Source organism: Bacteroides sp. PHL 2737 (assembly GCF_004115325.2).
In the GTDB taxonomy this organism is placed as follows: domain Bacteria; phylum Bacteroidota; class Bacteroidia; order Bacteroidales; family Bacteroidaceae; genus Bacteroides; species Bacteroides hominis.
In genome coordinates this window covers 1,240,711-1,258,912 of sequence record NZ_CP040630.1, presented here as the reverse complement: position 1 = coordinate 1,258,912, position 18,202 = coordinate 1,240,711, and the positions used below count along the sequence as shown (strand labels likewise).

The following is an 18,202-nucleotide window of genomic DNA, read 5'->3' as shown; positions in this document are numbered from 1 at the left end:
TGAAGACGACGTAGCATAAACATAAAAGGGCTACTGCATCACGCGGTAGCCCATTTATTTAGTTAGTTTTTTATTGAAATTGAGAGAATTGAAACTTCACAGCCTCAAATCAAAAAGTTGTTTTAATTAAGCACACTAACTATATTATATGTTTAAAGCAAATGAAAATGTCTCTTTATCTGTGCAATAAACTCCGGACTCATATTTCCGGTAAAGTTTATTACAGCAAAATGATTCTTTTCGTGCATTAGCATCACCAGTTCAACAATTGTATCCTTCTTTTTACGAACCATAATCTGACAATTCTCAGATTTATCCTTAAAAGAAAGAAACGATTCAAACCTTCCGGTATTCTTCTCAACCACCTTCAAAGCTGCATCAAAATACTTTTTTCCTTCCACATCGGAAGTAAGCACCTGCATACTCTTGAGATTAGAGATCATATCCAGCACCTCTTTATCTTTCTCAGCATCGCTCTTCATTATCTCCTCCATCATTTTCGGACTGATCGTAACACAAGTCAGATTAGAATCCGCCTTATGTTCAGCCATAAAACGTGAAGCAAAGTCCTGGGCCGAAACAGCCACAGACAGCAATGCCATCCAGCACATTAAAAGAACGCTCTTCATTATTTTATTCCTTCATCACTCGAATCGATTCAACCTTCACACTATCTCCGGCGATTTGATCCTGTGATTTATTTATACCTTCAGACACCATCATCAAAGCAGAAGAAACTTGTTTGTAAGCCACTTCGGGATCATCGTATGTGTCCTTATAAGCATCATAATTATAATCCAAAGCCTCATCGGCAAAGAATGTATGTTGCGCTACATTGCCCAATGACAAAATCAACGCAATCACGGCGGCAGCCTTAAACAAAGGCATAAACCTTCCAACCATCGTCAGACGTTTTGCTTTTACTACAGGTGCCTCTACCTGAGCCAGAATACGTTCATCAAAGTCTTCTCCCAGCCCTGCTTCCTGTTGAACTGCCTGATAAACAAACAAGTCCTTGTAACGGAGCAAATGAGCGGGTACCTCTTCCTCCGAAAAGAAAGACCGCAATTCCGATTCCTCTTCCAAAGAAGTCTCACATTGCCAGTATCGCTCTAAAAGCTGTTCTATATACTTATAATCCATATTCATCAATCTCTAAATACCTTTGTTTTACCTTTTGTCTTGCTCTGAAAAGATTCACTTTTACCTGTTCCTCTGTCAGATTCAAGATTTTCGCTATTTCTTTATAGCTTTCCCCTTCTATATCTCTCAACTGCATAATAAGCCGTTGCTTCTCAGGAAGTTCGTTAATCAGACGATGGATGATTGACATTCGTTCCTTATTAATCAACTGATCATAAGGACCGGATGCTTCGGATTCTTCCTCCATTTCCGGTGTGAGTTCCACATTTTGAGCTTCTTTCTTTTGGCTTCGGTCTATGGCCAGATTCTTCGCCACAGTCAGGCAATAAGCCTCAATAGATCCGAACTGTGTCCACTCTTCACGTTTATTCCACACTCTAATCATCGTATCCTGAACAACATCCTCTGCTTCGGCCCTGTCGAAGGTGATTCGGAGTGCCAAACGAAAGAGTTTATCTTTCAATGGCAATATGTCGTCTCGGAAGCTGATTTCTTGCATCTCTATTAAGTTGACGGGTGAGTTGGTGAAAAGTTACAGATGTATTCCTCTTTTTTTTGAATTATTTTTTTATCCGGGTTCCTCCACCTTTGTGAATGGCTGACGCTAAGGTTATTATCACCTCAGACACACCTGCATTTATTGCTTCAAAAGAATTCTCAAGTTTCGGTATCATGCCTCCCTGAATAACGCCTTCGGCAATATATCGTTCAAACTCGGCACGATTGATCTGAGAAATGACACTCTCATCATCGTTTTCATCACGAAGAACCCCCTTCTTCTCAAAGCAGTAAACCAAGGTCACATCAAAAATGGCAGAAAGAGCTTTAGCTGTCTCTCCGGCAATGGTATCTGCATTCGTATTCAACATATTCCCTTGTCCGTCATGTGTCAACGGTGCCATCACCGGAACCACTCCTTTATGAATCAAATCAGAAAGCAATGTGGCATCTACCTGCTCTACATCCCCGACAAATCCATAATCGACCTCTTTTACGGGGCGCTTCATCGAACGGATTACATTCATATCCGCTCCGGTCAGCCCCAGGGCATTGACCCCACGGGCTTGCAATCCGGCTACAATATTCTTGTTTACCAACCCACCATAGACCATTGTCACAACCTTCAGTATCTCCGCATCGGTTATACGGCGTCCATTGACCATTTTACTGTCAATCCCCAGTAAAGCAGCTATCTTTGTAGCCGAACGTCCCCCTCCATGAACAAGTACCTTATGCCCTTCAATGGCAACAAAATCATCCAGTAACTGCTTCAATGTAGCTTCTTCTTCTACGATTTTGCCACCAACTTTAATGACTGTCAGTTTTTCCTTCATATTCTTTCTATTTACAAATTACGATTTATACTCCATCAGGTTACAAGCCACGAGCTACAAGAAACGAGACTGATATCATGTGCAGTATTCGTAACTTGTAGCTCGTCATTTATAAAATGATAGTTCTTTTTATTTATTCAAGGTATGTGTATCCGTACAAGCCCGAACGATAATTGGAAAGGAACTCTTTTCCTTCTTCTACAGAAATCTTCCCTTCTTTTACAGATTTTGTTACCCATGTTTCAAGAGTACGAACCAGCTTTTTCGGGTTATATTGCACGTAATCGAGCACTTCTGCGACCGTTTCCCCGTCAATAATCTGTTCGATATTATACCCCTTCTCATTGACAGAAACATGCACCGCATTCGTGTCTCCAAACAGATTATGCATATCTCCCAGAATTTCCTGATAAGCCCCTACCAAAAAGACCGCTACATAGTAAGGCTCTTTCTGCTTCAGGCTATGTACCGGCATATAATGTGCTACATTCCGGGTAGAGATAAAATTGGCTATCTTTCCATCGGAATCACAGGTAATGTCCTGCAAGGTAGCCGAGCGGTCCGGTTTTTCATCCAAACGCTGAATGGGCATAATCGGAAATATCTGGTCGATCGCCCAAGAATCCGGAAGCGACTGAAAAAGTGAGAAGTTACAGAAATATTTATCAGCCAACAATTTAGACAATCCGCGGAATTCATCGGGAGCATGTTTCAGTCCACCGGCAATTTGATTGATTTCACGAGTAATAGACCAGTAAAGACGTTCTATCTGAGCACGTGTCTTCAGGTCTACGATACCATGGCTGAACAGATCGAGTGCCTCTTCACGTATCTGCTGGGCATCATGCCATGCTTCAAGCATCTTGTTCTGATTCAATGTATCCCAAATGCCATAAAGTTCCTGTACCAGTTCATGCGCATCCGGAGCAATCTCCTCTTCATCATCCCATTCCGGCAAAGTAGCCGTCTCAAGTACCTCAAAAATCAAGACAGAGTGGTGTGCAGTCAGAGCCCTGCCACTCTCAGTGATAATATTGGGATGGGGAATACCGTTTTTGTCACTGGCATCCACTAACGTGGAAATAGAGTCGTTGACATACTCCTGAATAGAGTAATTGACACTACTCTCACTACTTGACGAACGGGTGCCGTCATAATCAACTCCAAGACCACCGCCAATATCAACAAATTCCACTTTGAAACCCATCGCATGGAGCTGCACATAGAACTGAGAAGCTTCACGCAATGCTGTCTTGATACGGCGTATCTTTGTCACCTGACTTCCGATATGGAAGTGTATCAGTTTCAGACAATCCTTCATGCCTTTACTTTCCAGAAAGTCAAGTGCCTCAAGCAACTCACTGGAAGTCAGTCCGAACTTACTGGCATCTCCTCCTGACTCTTCCCACTTTCCGCTTCCTGAAGAAGCCAATTTGATACGGATACCAATATTAGGCTGTACATTCAGCTGCTTTGCCATGCGGGCAATCAGCTTCAACTCATTCATCTTTTCAACTACCAGAAAGATACGTTTACCCATCTTCTGTGCCAGCAAAGCAAGCTCAATATAGCTTTCGTCTTTATAGCCGTTGCAGATAATAAGAGAGTCAGAATCCGTATTAACAGCAATCACTGCATGCAGTTCGGGCTTGGAACCGGCTTCAAGGCCCAAATTAAATTTCTTGCCATGGCTGATAATTTCTTCAACAACCGGGCGCATCTGATTCACTTTAATCGGATAGATGATAAAATTCTGGGCTTTGTATCCATACTCTTCGGATGCCTGTTTAAAACAATAGGCAGTCTTTTCAATACGGTTATCCAGAATATCCGGAAAACGCACCAGCATAGGAGCCGCCACATCACGCAACTGCAACTCGTCGACCAATTCTTTCAAATCGACGGCTACGCCATCTTTTCGCGGTGTAACAACAACATGACCTTTGTCATTAATACCAAAGTATGAAGTCCCCCAACCTGTGATGTTGTAAAGTTCTTCAGAATCTTCAATACGCCACTTTCTCATTTTTCTGTTATTCAGTTGTTTTTAATAAATAATTGGACGGCAAAAATACGTATTAATCTACAGGTTGCCAATTAAATTGATATTAAATAATCGTTCCTGATATCCGCTATTTCCGTTACGCGCATCATACAAGCCTGCCAATTCATCCGCTTGTCTATAAAAATAATTACGTAGCGCAGCCACAGAATATACTCCGTCAACCCGGTAAAGTGGAAAATCCTCCGGTAAAGCCAGACTGACCTCTTCACGCTGCTCGTAGTTTAGAGCCTCCACCATATCACACGAGAAACGGTATCTTTTCTGCATATTAGTATTCAGACTCCATGGGATACAACGTTCTACATACTCCCAGCCTCTGTCCGGATCAGTCATAAAATAATAGGCAATGAATAGCCCAAGATAAAGAAGCAGATATTCATCTTTTTCTCTTCCCGCCAAAGCTTCTTCGGCCCGTGCACGCATATCCGCCGCTATCTCCGGCTTCCCGGCTTTATAAGCATAATATGCCAATTTCAGATAAGCTCTCAGATTGGCTTCGTAACAAGAAATTTGCTTGGAAATTAAAGGTTGCGCACGATTATAGGCCTCTTCAAACTGTCCAGTTTCAAGATAATAATCCAACATGAAGTTCAGCTCACAAGCTTCACAAGTCAGGTCATCCATCTTTTCCGCCAGCATCTTATCTATGTAATCTTTGGCTTTCGTATATTCCCTCATTTTAGTGTATTCCACAGACAACCGGTGATAATATGTACGCAATGAATAACCATTGCGCAAAATACGGGTTTTATAATCTTCACCTACCGCTTCCACCTGCTCCATCGGTATACTGGGAAGATCAAAGGTACAAGACCATATCCATTTGTATTTCCATAAGATATCATCCTCATTAATCAAATCCTTATGGTTTTCATAGTTGTCCAGGATTTTAGAGAACACCGCGATCTCTTCAGCATCTGCCGAGAGGAGATTCAATTCATAGATAAGGTCCAGCCTCATCTCTACAGCCCATTGTATATCTTCATTCTCATCTGCAATGCGAACAGCCTCTTTCAGTAGATTGGCTTTCTCACGGGGATGCAGGTTATCATTTTGTGCCTGCAACAGTAGCTTTTGTATCTCAAGTGTGTATTTCATACTTTTGTTTAATTGAGGAAGTTTATAAAATCATTCATTTTAGTAGTCATCAGTTCAGAAAGAGAGTGATTGAAAAGTTCCATTTCCTCACTGTTTACAGGATATTTGCCTTGTAACAGCGATTGTACATAAAGAATGCACACTACATGCTGAAACAGTTTATTGTCTCCTTGAATTTGCAGTAATGTCTGTACCATCTCGTTATCGGCATTGAAAGTCAATGTAGGCGGTAAGCGTTTTTTAGCATTTACCGAACCCAGTACTGCTGCCAACGGATTATTGGCGACTTTGCTGTTCTCTTCTTTCTCTTCGGCCACAAATATAACCGGAGTATCCACCGGTGTAAAATGTTTCATGCGGCAGATACAGCCAAAACGTTTCAACAGCTCACTGGCTTTTGCCTCAAAGGCCCGGTGTTCTTTGTTACCTTCCACTTCAGCAAACTGCTCCAACAGACGAGCGGGTGAGATCTCCTCCAAAGTCAGTTCCTGATTAAGACGGGCATACTTCTTTAACAGCGTTTCATCAAATGTATAGGCAGCATTGATCACCAACCGGCCTTGTGCACCGACTATTCTCCGTACTTGCCTGAAGTCTTCCAGATTACGTGTATAGCCAATGGTATTCCCCGCCGAACGGATGCTCCCGAAACTTCGTATTCCCCTGTTCGTTTCAAAGGGCAGGTAATCCATAAACAAACGTAGCAGTTCATTATCTTCCGAAGCTATGGCTTTAATATGGAAATGATGGACATCCAGTATTTTGTCAAACACCGATCGATTGTTCTGCACCAATCCTCGAAGATACTCCTTAATAGCAACCCCGATCTCTTTGCGGGCATCTTTCAATAAATCATTGCTGACAAACGACTCGCGCGACGCAGTAGAAAGAAGCCCGTCGGCATTTACCAAACATCGAATGAAGAATGCCCATGAGGGCAAAAGGTTACAATCATCTTCACTCAACAACATCCGCTTCAAATACACCTTATGCGAGTTACGTACAGAAAATTGTGTACGATAAGGCAATACGTAGAGTACGCCTTCTACCCGCCCGCTCTCTGTACGGATACGAAAGACATCAAGAGCAGACGACTGAAAAACTTTCGTCCCATAGTCCAATAACTCTTTTCGGGTAGCTTTCGGACTCAGCCAGACCGGTGACGGGGTATTAACCAGTTCTTCTTCCTCTCCACGATGCAGATAAATCGGGTAAGGCAACACCTCTCCATAACTGATCAGTATTTTCTTGAACACTTCATACTCAAACAAATGAGTCCACTCACTTTTGGGGCACAACACGACCCTTGAACCTATCGCCCACTCTTCTTCGGGAAAAGTGGTCTGATAAGTGCCATCCACCTTTCCACACCAGCAGACGGGGCTTCCTCCCATTGCCGACCGGCTCTCTACCCTAATTTCATTGGTCACCACGAAACAAGACAGCAAGCCTATGCCGAACCGACCGATAAAATCGTCTGCATAGGGGGTATCTCTCTTCGAGCTTTCACCAATAACCGTAAGAAAACGATGGACTTCCTCTTCTTTCAAGCCGATCCCATTGTCCTGAAAGACCACCGAACCGTCCTCTTTCAGAAAAACATCAATACGCCCGACATAACTTTCGTCGATATTATGAAGTGCGGTAATAGCATCTACACAATTCTGCAACAGCTCCCTGACAAAGGTATTCGGGTTACTATAAATATGTTCTGATAACAGGGCAATCATCCCTTTTAGATTGACCTGAAACAGATTATTACCTTCTTTTTCCATTTTACTTTAGCGTTGTCTTCTTCCTGTAATCTTCAAGGCTTTCTCATTTCCATTCTCAGCAGCCTTCTCAAACCACTCCATGGCAATCTCATCATTTTCCTCTACTCCGTTTCCCATCAGATAAGCATTACCCAATTCGAACTGTGCTTTATCACTGTTATGCTCTGCAGCCTTCATCAGCCATTGAATACCTGTTTCCGCATCGGGCACACAACCTTCACCGTACATCAGCATTTTGCCTAAATAATAGTAAGAAGCCACATTCTCATTTCCGGCAGCATCATTAAACCAACGGTAGGCTTCTGCATAATTCTGTTTTACACCGACTCCATTGTAATAACACAATCCGGTGCGGTACATACTCATGACATTTCCACTGTCCGCAGCTAACGTGTAATATTTAAACGCCTCGGTTTCATTGTCCTCCACCCCGATTCCCATCTCGTAGCAGATTCCCAGCCCTTCGTTATAACATTCTGACTCAGCAGCTTTTTTAAAGTAGTTGAAAGCCTTCTCCGATTCATTCAGTTTGTCATAGTCATAGAGATAATACTCACCCATGCGCAGCATAGCTAAGGGAATATCATTGGCGACCGCCTTCTCATACCACTCCACAGCCTGTTTATTATCTTCCGGACAAGCGCCATAACCAAAGAAATAGTAATCTCCCATCTTAAACTGAGCGTAGCCATAATCTTGTTCGGCCGCTTTGGTCATATATTCAACTGCCTGATGCGGGTTCTCTTCTACCCCACTGCCATATTCATAAGCCAGTCCTAACTCCGTAAGGCAACGCGGTTCGTTGTTATCTGCCCCTTTAGCAAACCATTCGAGAGCCTTATCCGGATTCTCTTCCGTACCAATCCCATTCTTATAGCAACGTCCGAGAGCAAAGATTGCATCTCCGTCTCCCCTTCCGGCCGCCTTTTCATACCAAGCGAATGCCTCTACGGGTTGTGGTTCACCGATGATTCCTCTGTCCAAATAAAGACCTACACGATACATCGCATAAGGGTACTCCTCCTCAGCGGCTTTCTGAAACAATTCGAAAGCTTTCCCATAATTCTGTTCTACCACATCTCCATTTTCATATAAGAATCCTAACTCTACCAATGCAAAGCATGAACCTAACCCGGCAGCCTTTTCATAATAGGCTTTTGACTTTTCAGGATCCGTAACACCGGCGTATCCGTTAGCCAGATAAAGAGCCGCCCGGGAGTATCCGTCAGCATTATTCATAGATGCCGCCTTCTCATAATACTCCATGGCTTTCAGGTAATCCGGATCTTCGGAAAGTAATCCGCGTTCATACATCCAACCGATACGGTAGGCCGCATTACCGGACCCCAATTCAATAGCTTTCTCCAGCAACTGCCGTGCACGTTGGATATCTTCTTCCACCAATTCACCGTTAAAGTAAATATTAGCAAGAGTCTCAAAAGCCTCTACATAATTATCGTCAATGCAACGCTGCAGGCACATCAAACCACGTTCTACATTTTTATACTCATCATTATAAAGGTAAATCAAAGCTAATTCATAGGCGCAATACGATTCGCAGTAAAGCATTCCCTTCTCCAACCATTCAATGGCTTTAGGCATGTCAAGCCACTCTTCTTCCTGATAATTATACCCCAGGAAATTGGCTGCAGACCATACACCGGCATGCCAGGCTTTCTCCCATAACTCAAACGCCAACTCTTTCTTTTTACCAAGTTCCGGATAACGGAAATAGAGCGTAGCCAGATTCTTGAGAGAATATAAATTAGGAACAAGTTCAAGAGACTTCTCATAGCATGCTGCCTCTTCGGCCACACTTCCTTCTTCTACGTCCAGTGCATCGCCCATAGCGGCATAAACATGAGCACGCAGACGGTGTCCTTCAGGGAGTTCACCAAGCAGTTCTTTCCGCATAAGCAAAGCTTTCTCTTTACTACCGGTGTGTTGTTCGGCATAGGCCCGGTAGTATTTTCCCCATAACACAGCCTCGGGTGAAGACAGAGCCTCAAAGCGGCGCTCTCCTTCCGCTTTATCCTGTTCACAATAGAAGCCCATATAACGCCAATAGGCAACGGTTGCCTCAGCTTCCGGACTTCCCATAGCTGCCGCCTTCTCATAATAAGGAAATAAGAGACTGAGATCACGTGTCCCATAACGGGCTTCTGAATATTGCGCACCTTTCTGCGACCAACCGGCACCGTTAAATACAGCTACACGATCGCATATACTTATCACCTTCTCCCACCAATAAGCATACTCTTCTTCATTAAGATCCACCTCTACATTACAATCGTATGCACTGAATATCAGCTCAAAAAAGTCAGCTGTAAGCGTTTCATCTTCCTGTGTATCCAATGCGTACTCACATACAGCAAGTGCTTCCCACCAGTTTTCGGCATTCAGCAATGTAGCAGGTGTAAACTGAGGGAACCATGCGGCGGCAGGTTTCCCGGATGCCCGGACTTGACGGGATAAGGCTTCGAATTTCTCTTTTAAAGTTTCCATAATTGTCTGATCGTTTTATTTGGGTTGTAAGATACCGGAAGGCACAAAACCTCACAGCGACTGCAAGATAGTAATATTGGTCGACTGAACAAAAAATAGAGAAGAAAAAGAATGATTGCCGAATCAGAAAATAAGTTTTCTTAGAGTTTAGCTTACTATGTGCAAATCCAGAAGTTTGCGCAATTGTTCCACGGAAGTTTCAATCTGCTTGCGATCCTCCAATTCGTCAGCACAGAAAATATATTTAGCCTGACGATAAAAAGATGAACGTTTTTCAAGCGCCTGTATTATAAAATCAAACAGTTCGTCATCTTCCTTTCCTTGCAGTATGGGGCGCTGCTGCTTGGCAACCCGTAACCGACGAAACAGCACTTTGGGGTCTACATCCAAAAAAACAGTAGTACCAACCCGGTTCATATACTCCATGTTGTCGAAAAAGCAAGGCGCTCCTCCCCCTGTAGAGATTACCACATCTTCAAATTCACCAACCTCATGTAACATGCTCTTTTCAAGTTCCCTAAAGCCGGACTCTCCCCGCTCGGTAAATAATTCTCCGACCGCCTTGTGAAAACGTTCTTCAATATACCAATCCAGATCGATAAATGGGACATGTAGTTCTCGTGCGAGAGCTTTTCCTAACGTAGTTTTCCCGGCCCCCATATAGCCGGTCAGAAATATACGAATCATAAGCAAACGGCATTTTGGTGCAAAGATAGATATTTATTAATAGAACAACCAATAACCCGGATGGTAACTTTTCGCATGCAAGCATGAAAATAAAGACAATCCTATACGTACCCCTCATACAAGAAATGCATTTCGATCTTCCATCTTCCACCTTTCGGAACATTAGCAGATGGTTATCAATAAATTAAAGAGGTGGAAGATCGCATTTTCAAAGCATTTATCTTCCACCTCTATCTTCCATCTTCCACCCTCTTTTTTTAGGTAAAACTCGGAATACACCACTGATTCCCAATAGCATACCATTAGTTCCTTATCTATGTTCGCCTATTATACCATTTTATTTTCCTTAATACCTTTTCTGTTTATGCTTCTTTCTTTATCCCAGCCCGGGTGCGCAGGCCCATGAGCCCGCATACCTGTGCCCATGAGCCCGGGTATGCGGGCCCATGGGCACAGCTACCCGGGCCGGAATAAGGACACTGATCTTCTTCATAACAAACTTAATCATAACACATTGCAGACAAAGCCATGTAACGCTACTCAGTAAGTTCTTACCAAAGATAAAACGATATTAATCCTTCCGGTTAAATGAATATACCTTATTTAAAGACCTTCACTCTGGAATCCAGATCTTTAAAATCCTTATCACCCGGTCCTTGCACAGGAAGTCCAAACGGCATTTCGGCAATCAAGTGCCACTCTTCCGGTAGGTGCCAGGTATGACGCACTTCTTCGTCAATTAGTGGATTATAATGTTGCAGGGAAGCTCCGAAACCGGCATCTTCCAACATTGTCCAAACCGCCAACTGATGCATCGCAGATGTTTGCAACGACCACCCCGGAAAATTATCTTTATAACTACTGAAAGCATTCTGGAGCCCCTTCACAACCGACTGGTCTTCAAAGAATAAAACAGTTCCATAACCACTGGCAAAAGAATTATCAATTTTAGCTTCAGTCGTTTTAAAAACTTCCGGTGGAACAATCTTTCGCAATGTTTCTTTTACAATATGCCATAGTTTCTTGTGATTCTCACCCAACAACAGCACTACACGAGTGGACTGAGAGTTAAATGCAGAGGGCACATGTGTTACAGCAAGATTGACAATCCGCTCTATCTCCTCATCAGAAACCGGAGACTGATTTGTTATCGAATAATAGGTCCTTCTATGTTTGAGGGCCTCTTCGAAGGATTTTTTCATAAAAATACTCCTTTCTTTTTTACATTGGTTCTTTGAAATTAAAACAACCTATAAACGAAAGTTGTTCGGTAATAGAATATATTCGTACCTTTACTGCCCAATAAGCTGAAAACACCAAGTATGGCCAAACAAAAATATTACGTTGTATGGAATGGAGTAACTCCCGGCATTTATACATCCTGGACCGAATGTCAGCTGCAGGTGAAAGGATATGATAGTGCCAAATATAAATCTTTCGATAACCGGGAGGAAGCAGAACGTGCTTTTGCTTCATCACCTTATGCTTATATCGGCAAGAATGCTAAGAAGAAAACAGCTGATTCCCCTACCCCCCCAGACACACTCCCGGCAGCGGTCATTGAAAACAGCCTTGCAGTAGACGCAGCATGCAGTGGCAATCCTGGACCTATGGAGTACCGTGGCGTTCACGTCGCAAGCCGACAAGAGATTTTTCATTTCGGCCCGATGAAGGGGACTAACAATATTGGCGAATTTCTGGCATTGGTACATGGACTCGCTTTACTGAAACAGAAAGGATTCGACATGCCTATCTATAGCGATAGCGCAAATGCAATCAGCTGGGTAAAACAAAAAAAATGCAAGACAAAACTTCCCCGGACCGCTGAAACAGAAAAATTGTTCGGATTGATAGAACGTGCAGAAAAATGGCTTAAAGAAAATAAATATTCCACCCCAATATTGAAGTGGGAAACCAAGCAATGGGGAGAAATCCCGGCAGACTTCGGAAGGAAATAAGGATTGTATCGTATCACCCCCAATAACAAATAAATCCCGAAAAGAATATACCGAAAAAATTTCTTTCAAACATGATAACGTTCAACCGCCTCAAAGATTCTTTCTTCTGATATCGAATTAGCCTATAACCCCGGTAGGGCAAATCCACCTTGCCCTACCCGCCTTAGCAAAAAAGTTATTATTAAAAAGTGAGGGAGTTCACTATCTCTCTGCCATGCCTACAGCGACTGCATGTCATTCAGGCGTTTATAATAACCGTTCTTAGCCAATAATTCTTCGTGTTTTCCACGTTCTACTATTTCTCCTTCATATAATACACATATTTCATCTGCGTTCTTGATGGTAGAGAGACGGTGGGCAATAGCAATGGTAGTACGTGTTTTCATTAAACGCTCCAATGCCTCCTGCACCAACCGTTCCGACTCAGTGTCTAAAGCAGAAGTAGCCTCGTCAAGAATCAAAATCGGAGGATTCTTCAAGATAGCCCGTGCTATACTGATACGCTGACGCTGGCCTCCGGAAAGTTTACTGCCCCGGTCACCTATATTCGTATGATAGCCATCTTCTTTCTCCATGATAAAATCGTGAGCATTGGCAATCTTAGCAGCCTCAATCACTTGCTCCATTGTAGCATTTTCTACACCAAAAGCTATATTATTAAAGAAAGTATCGTTAAACAAGATGGCTTCCTGATTGACATTCCCGATCAGGCTGCGCAAGTCGGAGATGCGAACGTCTTTAATGCTGACTCCGTCAATAGTAATCGCTCCTTCCTGTACATCGTGATAACGGGGCAACAAATCTACCAATGTAGATTTCCCTGAACCGGACTGTCCAACCAAAGCAACGGTCTTACCTTTAGGTACAGTGAGGTTAATATGTTGAAGCACTTCTTTCTTTCCATCATAGCTGAAAGAAATATCCCTAAATTCTACTTTCTCTTTTAACCCATCCAGCGGCTTCGGATCAGGAATCTCCACAATCTTATTTTCCGCTTTCAGAATCTTATCCACACGCTCCATCGAAGCCAAACCTTTAGGAATATTATACCCGGCTTTTGAAAATTCCTTCAAAGGATTGATTACGCTATAAAGGATGGTCAGATATACCATAAAAGTAGAAGCATCAATAGAAGAATGACTGCTCAAAATCAGTGAACCGCCAAACCAAAGCACAATTACAATCATGGTCGTACCTAAAAACTCACTCATCGGATGGGCTAATGCCTGACGGGTCGCCACTTTATTGGTTGCCTCCCGAAACTCGTTACTGCATTTCAGGAAACGATTCATCATCTTATTTTCAGCAATGAAAGCCTTAATGATACGAAGTCCTCCTAATGTTTCTTCCAGTTGCGACATCGTATCGCTCCACTTTGCCTGAGCTTCAAGGGATTGACGTTTCAGTTTTTTGCCTACCGTACCCATCACCCACCCCATCAATGGTACAACCAATAAAGTGAAAAGGGTTAGTTGCCAACTGATTACAAGCAGCGTAGTAAAATAAGCGATTATCAAGATCGGATTCTTTACCAACATATCCAATGAACTGGTAACCGAGTTCTCTATTTCTCCCACGTCCCCGCTCATACGGGCTATGATATCTCCTTTTCGCTCCTCCGAGAAGAATCCAAGTGGCAAACGAATCACTTTATCATAGACCATCACTCGAATATCCCGTACCACACCGGTACGCAAAGGAATCATCACGGCTGACGAAGCGAAATAGCAGAATGTTTTAAAGAAAGTCATTACCACTAAAAAGAGTCCTAACAACATCAGAGTAAAAGAAGCGCCGTTGATCTGGATCATATCTGAAACATAATAATAGAAATTATTTATCAGAAGGTCCTTTGTACTAATTGAAGCAGTATCCCATGGGATAAACTCATATACATCTTTATCAACCTTAAATAATATCTGTAGAATGGGGGCTATCAAAGAAAAAGAAAATATATTCAGAATGGCCGAGAATAAATTCAGTATCAACGCCCATATTACATACTTCTTGTAAGGCGGTACAAAACGCCGCATAAGTTGAAAAAATTCCTTCATTACTTACTATTAAATGATTAAGTTGCAAAGATAACAGAAAATATTCAGCAAGTTACTATTCAGAGAGTAGAAAGTCAGTGGCGAATTAAGCAGATGCTCTCTTTTTATACTGCAAAAACAACCACGCATCCCATAAAGCTATCAAATATATATTCAGAAAAACAAAAACAATATGTTATCTTTGCAACGTACAAAGACAATAGCATATTACTAAACCTAAATAAAAATGGAAAAATCGGGAACACTCCCCCTTATCAGCATTATTGTGCCTGTATACAATGTAGAGGCATATCTACATCAATGCCTGCAATCAATTTTGGATCAGACATATACTAACCTGGAGATTATTGTTGTAGATGATGGTTCCACAGACCATTCACCTGCTATTTGTGACCATTTTGCAGCCTTAGACGCTCGTGTGAAAGTGATACACAAAAAAAATGGTGGGTTAAGTGACGCCCGAAATATCGGTTTAGACACAGCATCCGGAGAATATATCGGTTTTGTGGATAGTGATGATTGGATTGATAACGATATGTATGAGACACTTTATAATCTAATCAGTCAATACGGAGCAGATATATCTGCCTGCACACATTATCTGGAATATGAGGATGGCAGACCAACTGTCTACAGATCGCAAGAGGAAATAATGACTTTCAACCATGCAGATGTTATGAAAACATTGTTTGAAGATAAGATTATAAAAAATTATGTCGTAGAAAAATTATATAAACGTGACCTATTTACCGGATTATATTTCCCTATTGGACAAGTTTTTGAGGACATATCCCTAAGTTATAAGATATTTGATAGATCCAACAAAACTGTATTAAAATACAAACCTAAATATCACTACAGAATTCGTTGGGGAAGCACTACTAATTCTTCGTTCAGCCCTCTCAAAGGAATACAATATGTGCAAGCCATACACGAACAATATCAATTCATGAAAAAACGTCAACTAATCAATGACAAACCTGTAATGATTATAAAGAAAAGCATCCACTTAATCAATCACACGATTATACTACCCTCCTCAACACTCAACAATGAGGTCATTGACAAAACATTAGAGATTATGCACCAATATGATTATTTAAAACCACAAGATATCGGAGTGTCAAGAACCATCAAACGATATTTCATTTATCATCATTTCAGAATATATAAAATAGGAATGACACTTTATCGCAAACTGATTCCCAAGAAGAGAAAAGTTTAAACTTATATTCTCCTAAAAAGGTATTCATACAAAAGAGATTATAACAATGATTCGAACAAACCGAGCCATTTTTGTCCGACAATTTCAGGAGAGTACTCTTTTGACTTCAAAATCACGTTATTCCGCATCTTTTGTAACTTTTCCGAATCCATCAACAGAGACAATAACATCTCAGCATATTTATGTAAACTAAAAGAAGGTACAAGGCACCCATTAACGCCTGAAGGCGACAAAATCTGGCGTATCCCGGCTACACAATCAAAAGCTACAGGTACGACACCATTCGCCTGAGCCTCCGTCAAACATAGTGGCCATCCCTCAAAAGCTGAAGTCAAACATAATACAGAAGCATCACGATAGAAATCATCGACATGATCGCTATGTCCCGCAAAACGTATTCGTTGAAGTTTCATCTTTTGACTTTTAGCTTGAAGTAGAGGAAGTTCTTTTCCACCTCCTACTAAAATCAATTCCCAATCCGGTACTTTTTTATATATCATTCCCCAAATATCCAACAAACGGTCAACCCGCTTATCATAATAACTCATACGCCCAACAAAGAGAATCTGCTTTTTCTTATTCAAATTAACATTCGGACATTGTCTCTCAGAATTATATATAACATGTACTTTCTGCTCATCAAGTGATACTCCCATTTTATTAAGCAGTATTTGTTTATATTCCTCACACAAAACAGTAAAAGCATCAACTTGATCATAAACAAACTTATATTGATTAATAAAAAAAGAGTCATATTTCTTTAACCATACTATCTTTGGATAAGTTAATAACCCCCATTCCAACATTTTAAAGAAAGAACCACGCGCTCTACCCCTTCTCCTATGTAGACGGGCTGTTATTTCCCAGAAAGGAGTGCTGTGACAAGCAAAGATCAATTTACTATCAACTTTACTTTTAATAAAATCCAATCTGCTTAAAAGACAAATAGGCAGAATGAAGATATCAATTTTCAACGAGTTGAGAGTATGTATGATAAAGTCAGCATTCTCCTGACTGTCAACATCGCCTCCACCTTGAAACTCAATAACCTTAATATTGGAATAACTTCCACTGTTAATCTGATGTGTAATAACATATGTTTCATAGCCATATTGAGCTACAAAATCGGCAATATCCATTGTAACTCTTTCAGCTCCTCCAGCAGGAAACTCACCATGAAAAAATAAAATTCTTCTCTTTATCATATACAAAAGTATGTATAGCCAAGACAACAAACGGATTGTATTTACATTTTTTAGGTTAAAAGAGCACATATATACTACTATTATACTATATTTGCATCCATATATGTAAAAATGATCCTAGACTTAACTAAATAAACTACTTAATGATGAAAAAAATCGATGAGTCTCCATTAATAAGTATTATTATTCCGGTATATAATGTAGCCCCCTTTTTAAGCCAATGCATTCAATCGGTCTTAGACCAGACATATACCCACTTAGAAGTGATCATCGTTGATGACGGCTCGACAGATGAATCCCCTGCTATTTGTGATAAATTTGCTAAATTGGATACAAGAATCAAAGTCATACACAAAAAAAACGGAGGACAAAGCGATGCTCGTAATGCAGGCCTTGATATTGCATCCGGTGATTTAATAGGTTTCGTGGATAGTGATGATTGGATTGAAAATGATATGTACGAAACACTTTATAATCTTCTAAGTAAGTACCAAGCAGACATATCTGCCTGTGCGCACTATATAGAATATGGAACAAAGATCAAAGCTGCATTTGAGTCTAAAGAGATAATTACATTTAATCACAAAGATGCCATGATGGCTCTTATTAAGGATAAGATTATACGAAACTATGTTTGGGAAAAGTTATATAAACGGGAATTATTCAACAATCTCCGCTTTCCCATGGGAAAATTTTTCGAAGATGCAGCCCTCAGTTACAAGATATTTCATAGAGCTAACAAAACGGTATTGATACAAGCGCCTAAGTATCACTATAGAATTCGCACCGACAGCCTCACAAACACAACTTTCAATCCAATTGAAGAATTCCAGTTAGTTAAGATCCTGCATGATCAATACCAATTTGTCAAACAGGAACAAACTGTATCGGAAAAGCCATTAAAACTACTAAAAAAAGCATTCCACTTAATCAATCATATTGTCATCATGAGGCCTTCCCCCCTTAATGACCAAATAATTGCGGCTACAATGGAGATTTGTCACCATTATGACTATCTCAGTCTGAAAGACATCGGATTATCAAAAGCGATCAGACGATACTGCATATATAATCATTTCAAACTATATACAATTGGAATGATTATATACCGGAAAATTGTACAAAAAAGACGCAACAGATAGCAAATGCTTTG

General features: G+C 41.2%; 15 protein-coding genes. 3 read left to right on the top strand and 12 right to left on the bottom strand.

The window, feature by feature from the left end; genetic code table 11:
* Positions 1–152: 152 nt before the first annotated feature.
* The 10 genes from DBK98_RS05370 to DBK98_RS05325 all read right to left on the bottom strand — a co-directional run bounded on the left by DBK98_RS05370 (position 153) and on the right by DBK98_RS05325 (position 11,809).
* Positions 153–629 (bottom strand): DUF4252 domain-containing protein, encoded by a 477-nt coding sequence (locus DBK98_RS05370; RefSeq protein ID WP_005779373.1) that lies wholly within the window; start codon positions 627–629, stop codon positions 153–155.
* A 4-nt stretch (positions 630–633) separates the two neighbouring features.
* The gene (locus tag DBK98_RS05365; protein ID WP_005779375.1) at positions 634–1,143 is read right to left on the bottom strand and encodes a hypothetical protein; all 510 of its coding nucleotides are present in this window, start codon (positions 1,141–1,143) and stop codon (positions 634–636) included.
* Positions 1,133–1,642 (bottom strand): RNA polymerase sigma factor, encoded by a 510-nt coding sequence (locus DBK98_RS05360; RefSeq protein ID WP_005779377.1) that lies wholly within the window; start codon positions 1,640–1,642, stop codon positions 1,133–1,135. Before DBK98_RS05360 ends, DBK98_RS05365 begins: the two co-directional genes overlap by 11 nt.
* A gap of 61 nt (positions 1,643–1,703) precedes the next feature.
* On the bottom strand, positions 1,704–2,477 hold the full coding sequence (gene argB, locus DBK98_RS05355) for an acetylglutamate kinase (protein ID WP_032536476.1): 774 nt from the start codon (positions 2,475–2,477) through the stop codon (positions 1,704–1,706).
* A gap of 133 nt (positions 2,478–2,610) precedes the next feature.
* On the bottom strand, positions 2,611–4,503 hold the full coding sequence (gene speA / locus DBK98_RS05350) for a biosynthetic arginine decarboxylase (RefSeq protein WP_005779381.1): 1,893 nt from the start codon (positions 4,501–4,503) through the stop codon (positions 2,611–2,613).
* A 57-nt stretch (positions 4,504–4,560) separates the two neighbouring features.
* Complete coding sequence (locus DBK98_RS05345; protein ID WP_005812223.1) at positions 4,561–5,640, bottom strand: hypothetical protein; 1,080 nt, start codon at positions 5,638–5,640, stop codon at positions 4,561–4,563.
* Positions 5,641–5,648: 8 nt separating this feature from the next.
* Positions 5,649–7,415: an HSP90 family protein gene (locus DBK98_RS05340; RefSeq protein WP_032536477.1), complete on the bottom strand. Its 1,767-nt coding sequence runs from the start codon at positions 7,413–7,415 to the stop codon at positions 5,649–5,651.
* Between the two features lie 6 nt (positions 7,416–7,421).
* Positions 7,422–9,920 (bottom strand): tetratricopeptide repeat protein, encoded by a 2,499-nt coding sequence (locus DBK98_RS05335; protein ID WP_032536478.1) that lies wholly within the window; start codon positions 9,918–9,920, stop codon positions 7,422–7,424.
* Between the two features lie 147 nt (positions 9,921–10,067).
* Positions 10,068–10,607 (bottom strand): shikimate kinase, encoded by a 540-nt coding sequence (locus DBK98_RS05330; RefSeq protein WP_005812227.1) that lies wholly within the window; start codon positions 10,605–10,607, stop codon positions 10,068–10,070.
* A 599-nt stretch (positions 10,608–11,206) separates the two neighbouring features.
* Positions 11,207–11,809: a nitroreductase family protein gene (locus DBK98_RS05325; protein ID WP_005779392.1), complete on the bottom strand. Its 603-nt coding sequence runs from the start codon at positions 11,807–11,809 to the stop codon at positions 11,207–11,209.
* A gap of 120 nt (positions 11,810–11,929) precedes the next feature.
* On the opposite strand from DBK98_RS05325, the gene DBK98_RS05320 reads away from it, so the two are divergent.
* Positions 11,930–12,565: a viroplasmin family protein gene (locus tag DBK98_RS05320; protein WP_032536479.1), complete on the top strand. Its 636-nt coding sequence runs from the start codon at positions 11,930–11,932 to the stop codon at positions 12,563–12,565.
* Between the two features lie 218 nt (positions 12,566–12,783).
* On the opposite strand, the gene DBK98_RS05315 is transcribed toward DBK98_RS05320, so the two are convergent.
* Positions 12,784–14,619, bottom strand: a complete 1,836-nt coding sequence (locus DBK98_RS05315) for an ABC transporter ATP-binding protein (RefSeq protein ID WP_032536480.1) — start codon at positions 14,617–14,619, stop codon at positions 12,784–12,786.
* Positions 14,620–14,845: 226 nt separating this feature from the next.
* On the opposite strand from DBK98_RS05315, the gene DBK98_RS05310 reads away from it, so the two are divergent.
* The gene (locus DBK98_RS05310; RefSeq protein ID WP_005779398.1) at positions 14,846–15,844 is read left to right on the top strand and encodes a glycosyltransferase; all 999 of its coding nucleotides are present in this window, start codon (positions 14,846–14,848) and stop codon (positions 15,842–15,844) included.
* 38 nt (positions 15,845–15,882) lie between these two features.
* On the opposite strand, the gene DBK98_RS05305 is transcribed toward DBK98_RS05310, so the two are convergent.
* Complete coding sequence (locus DBK98_RS05305; RefSeq protein WP_032536481.1) at positions 15,883–17,049, bottom strand: glycosyltransferase; 1,167 nt, start codon at positions 17,047–17,049, stop codon at positions 15,883–15,885.
* Positions 17,050–17,192: 143 nt separating this feature from the next.
* On the opposite strand from DBK98_RS05305, the gene DBK98_RS05300 reads away from it, so the two are divergent.
* On the top strand, positions 17,193–18,191 hold the full coding sequence (locus DBK98_RS05300) for a glycosyltransferase (protein WP_085960014.1): 999 nt from the start codon (positions 17,193–17,195) through the stop codon (positions 18,189–18,191).
* Positions 18,192–18,202: the final 11 nt, after the last annotated feature.

Coding starts and splice junctions, on each gene's coding strand:
- DBK98_RS05345 (WP_005812223.1), bottom strand. CDS start 5,640: ATGAAATACACACTTGAGATACAAAAGCTACTGTTGCAGGCACAAAAT.
- DBK98_RS05310 (WP_005779398.1), top strand. CDS start 14,846: ATGGAAAAATCGGGAACACTCCCCCTTATCAGCATTATTGTGCCTGTA.
- DBK98_RS05300 (WP_085960014.1), top strand. CDS start 17,193: ATGATGAAAAAAATCGATGAGTCTCCATTAATAAGTATTATTATTCCG.
- DBK98_RS05305 (WP_032536481.1), bottom strand. CDS start 17,049: ATGATAAAGAGAAGAATTTTATTTTTTCATGGTGAGTTTCCTGCTGGA.
- DBK98_RS05340 (WP_032536477.1), bottom strand. CDS start 7,415: ATGGAAAAAGAAGGTAATAATCTGTTTCAGGTCAATCTAAAAGGGATG.
- DBK98_RS05315 (WP_032536480.1), bottom strand. CDS start 14,619: ATGAAGGAATTTTTTCAACTTATGCGGCGTTTTGTACCGCCTTACAAG.
- DBK98_RS05365 (WP_005779375.1), bottom strand. CDS start 1,143: ATGGATTATAAGTATATAGAACAGCTTTTAGAGCGATACTGGCAATGT.
- speA (WP_005779381.1), bottom strand. CDS start 4,503: ATGAGAAAGTGGCGTATTGAAGATTCTGAAGAACTTTACAACATCACA.
- argB (WP_032536476.1), bottom strand. CDS start 2,477: ATGAAGGAAAAACTGACAGTCATTAAAGTTGGTGGCAAAATCGTAGAA.
- DBK98_RS05330 (WP_005812227.1), bottom strand. CDS start 10,607: ATGATTCGTATATTTCTGACCGGCTATATGGGGGCCGGGAAAACTACG.
- DBK98_RS05320 (WP_032536479.1), top strand. CDS start 11,930: ATGGCCAAACAAAAATATTACGTTGTATGGAATGGAGTAACTCCCGGC.
- DBK98_RS05370 (WP_005779373.1), bottom strand. CDS start 629: ATGAAGAGCGTTCTTTTAATGTGCTGGATGGCATTGCTGTCTGTGGCT.
- DBK98_RS05335 (WP_032536478.1), bottom strand. CDS start 9,920: ATGGAAACTTTAAAAGAGAAATTCGAAGCCTTATCCCGTCAAGTCCGG.
- DBK98_RS05325 (WP_005779392.1), bottom strand. CDS start 11,809: ATGAAAAAATCCTTCGAAGAGGCCCTCAAACATAGAAGGACCTATTAT.
- DBK98_RS05360 (WP_005779377.1), bottom strand. CDS start 1,642: ATGCAAGAAATCAGCTTCCGAGACGACATATTGCCATTGAAAGATAAA.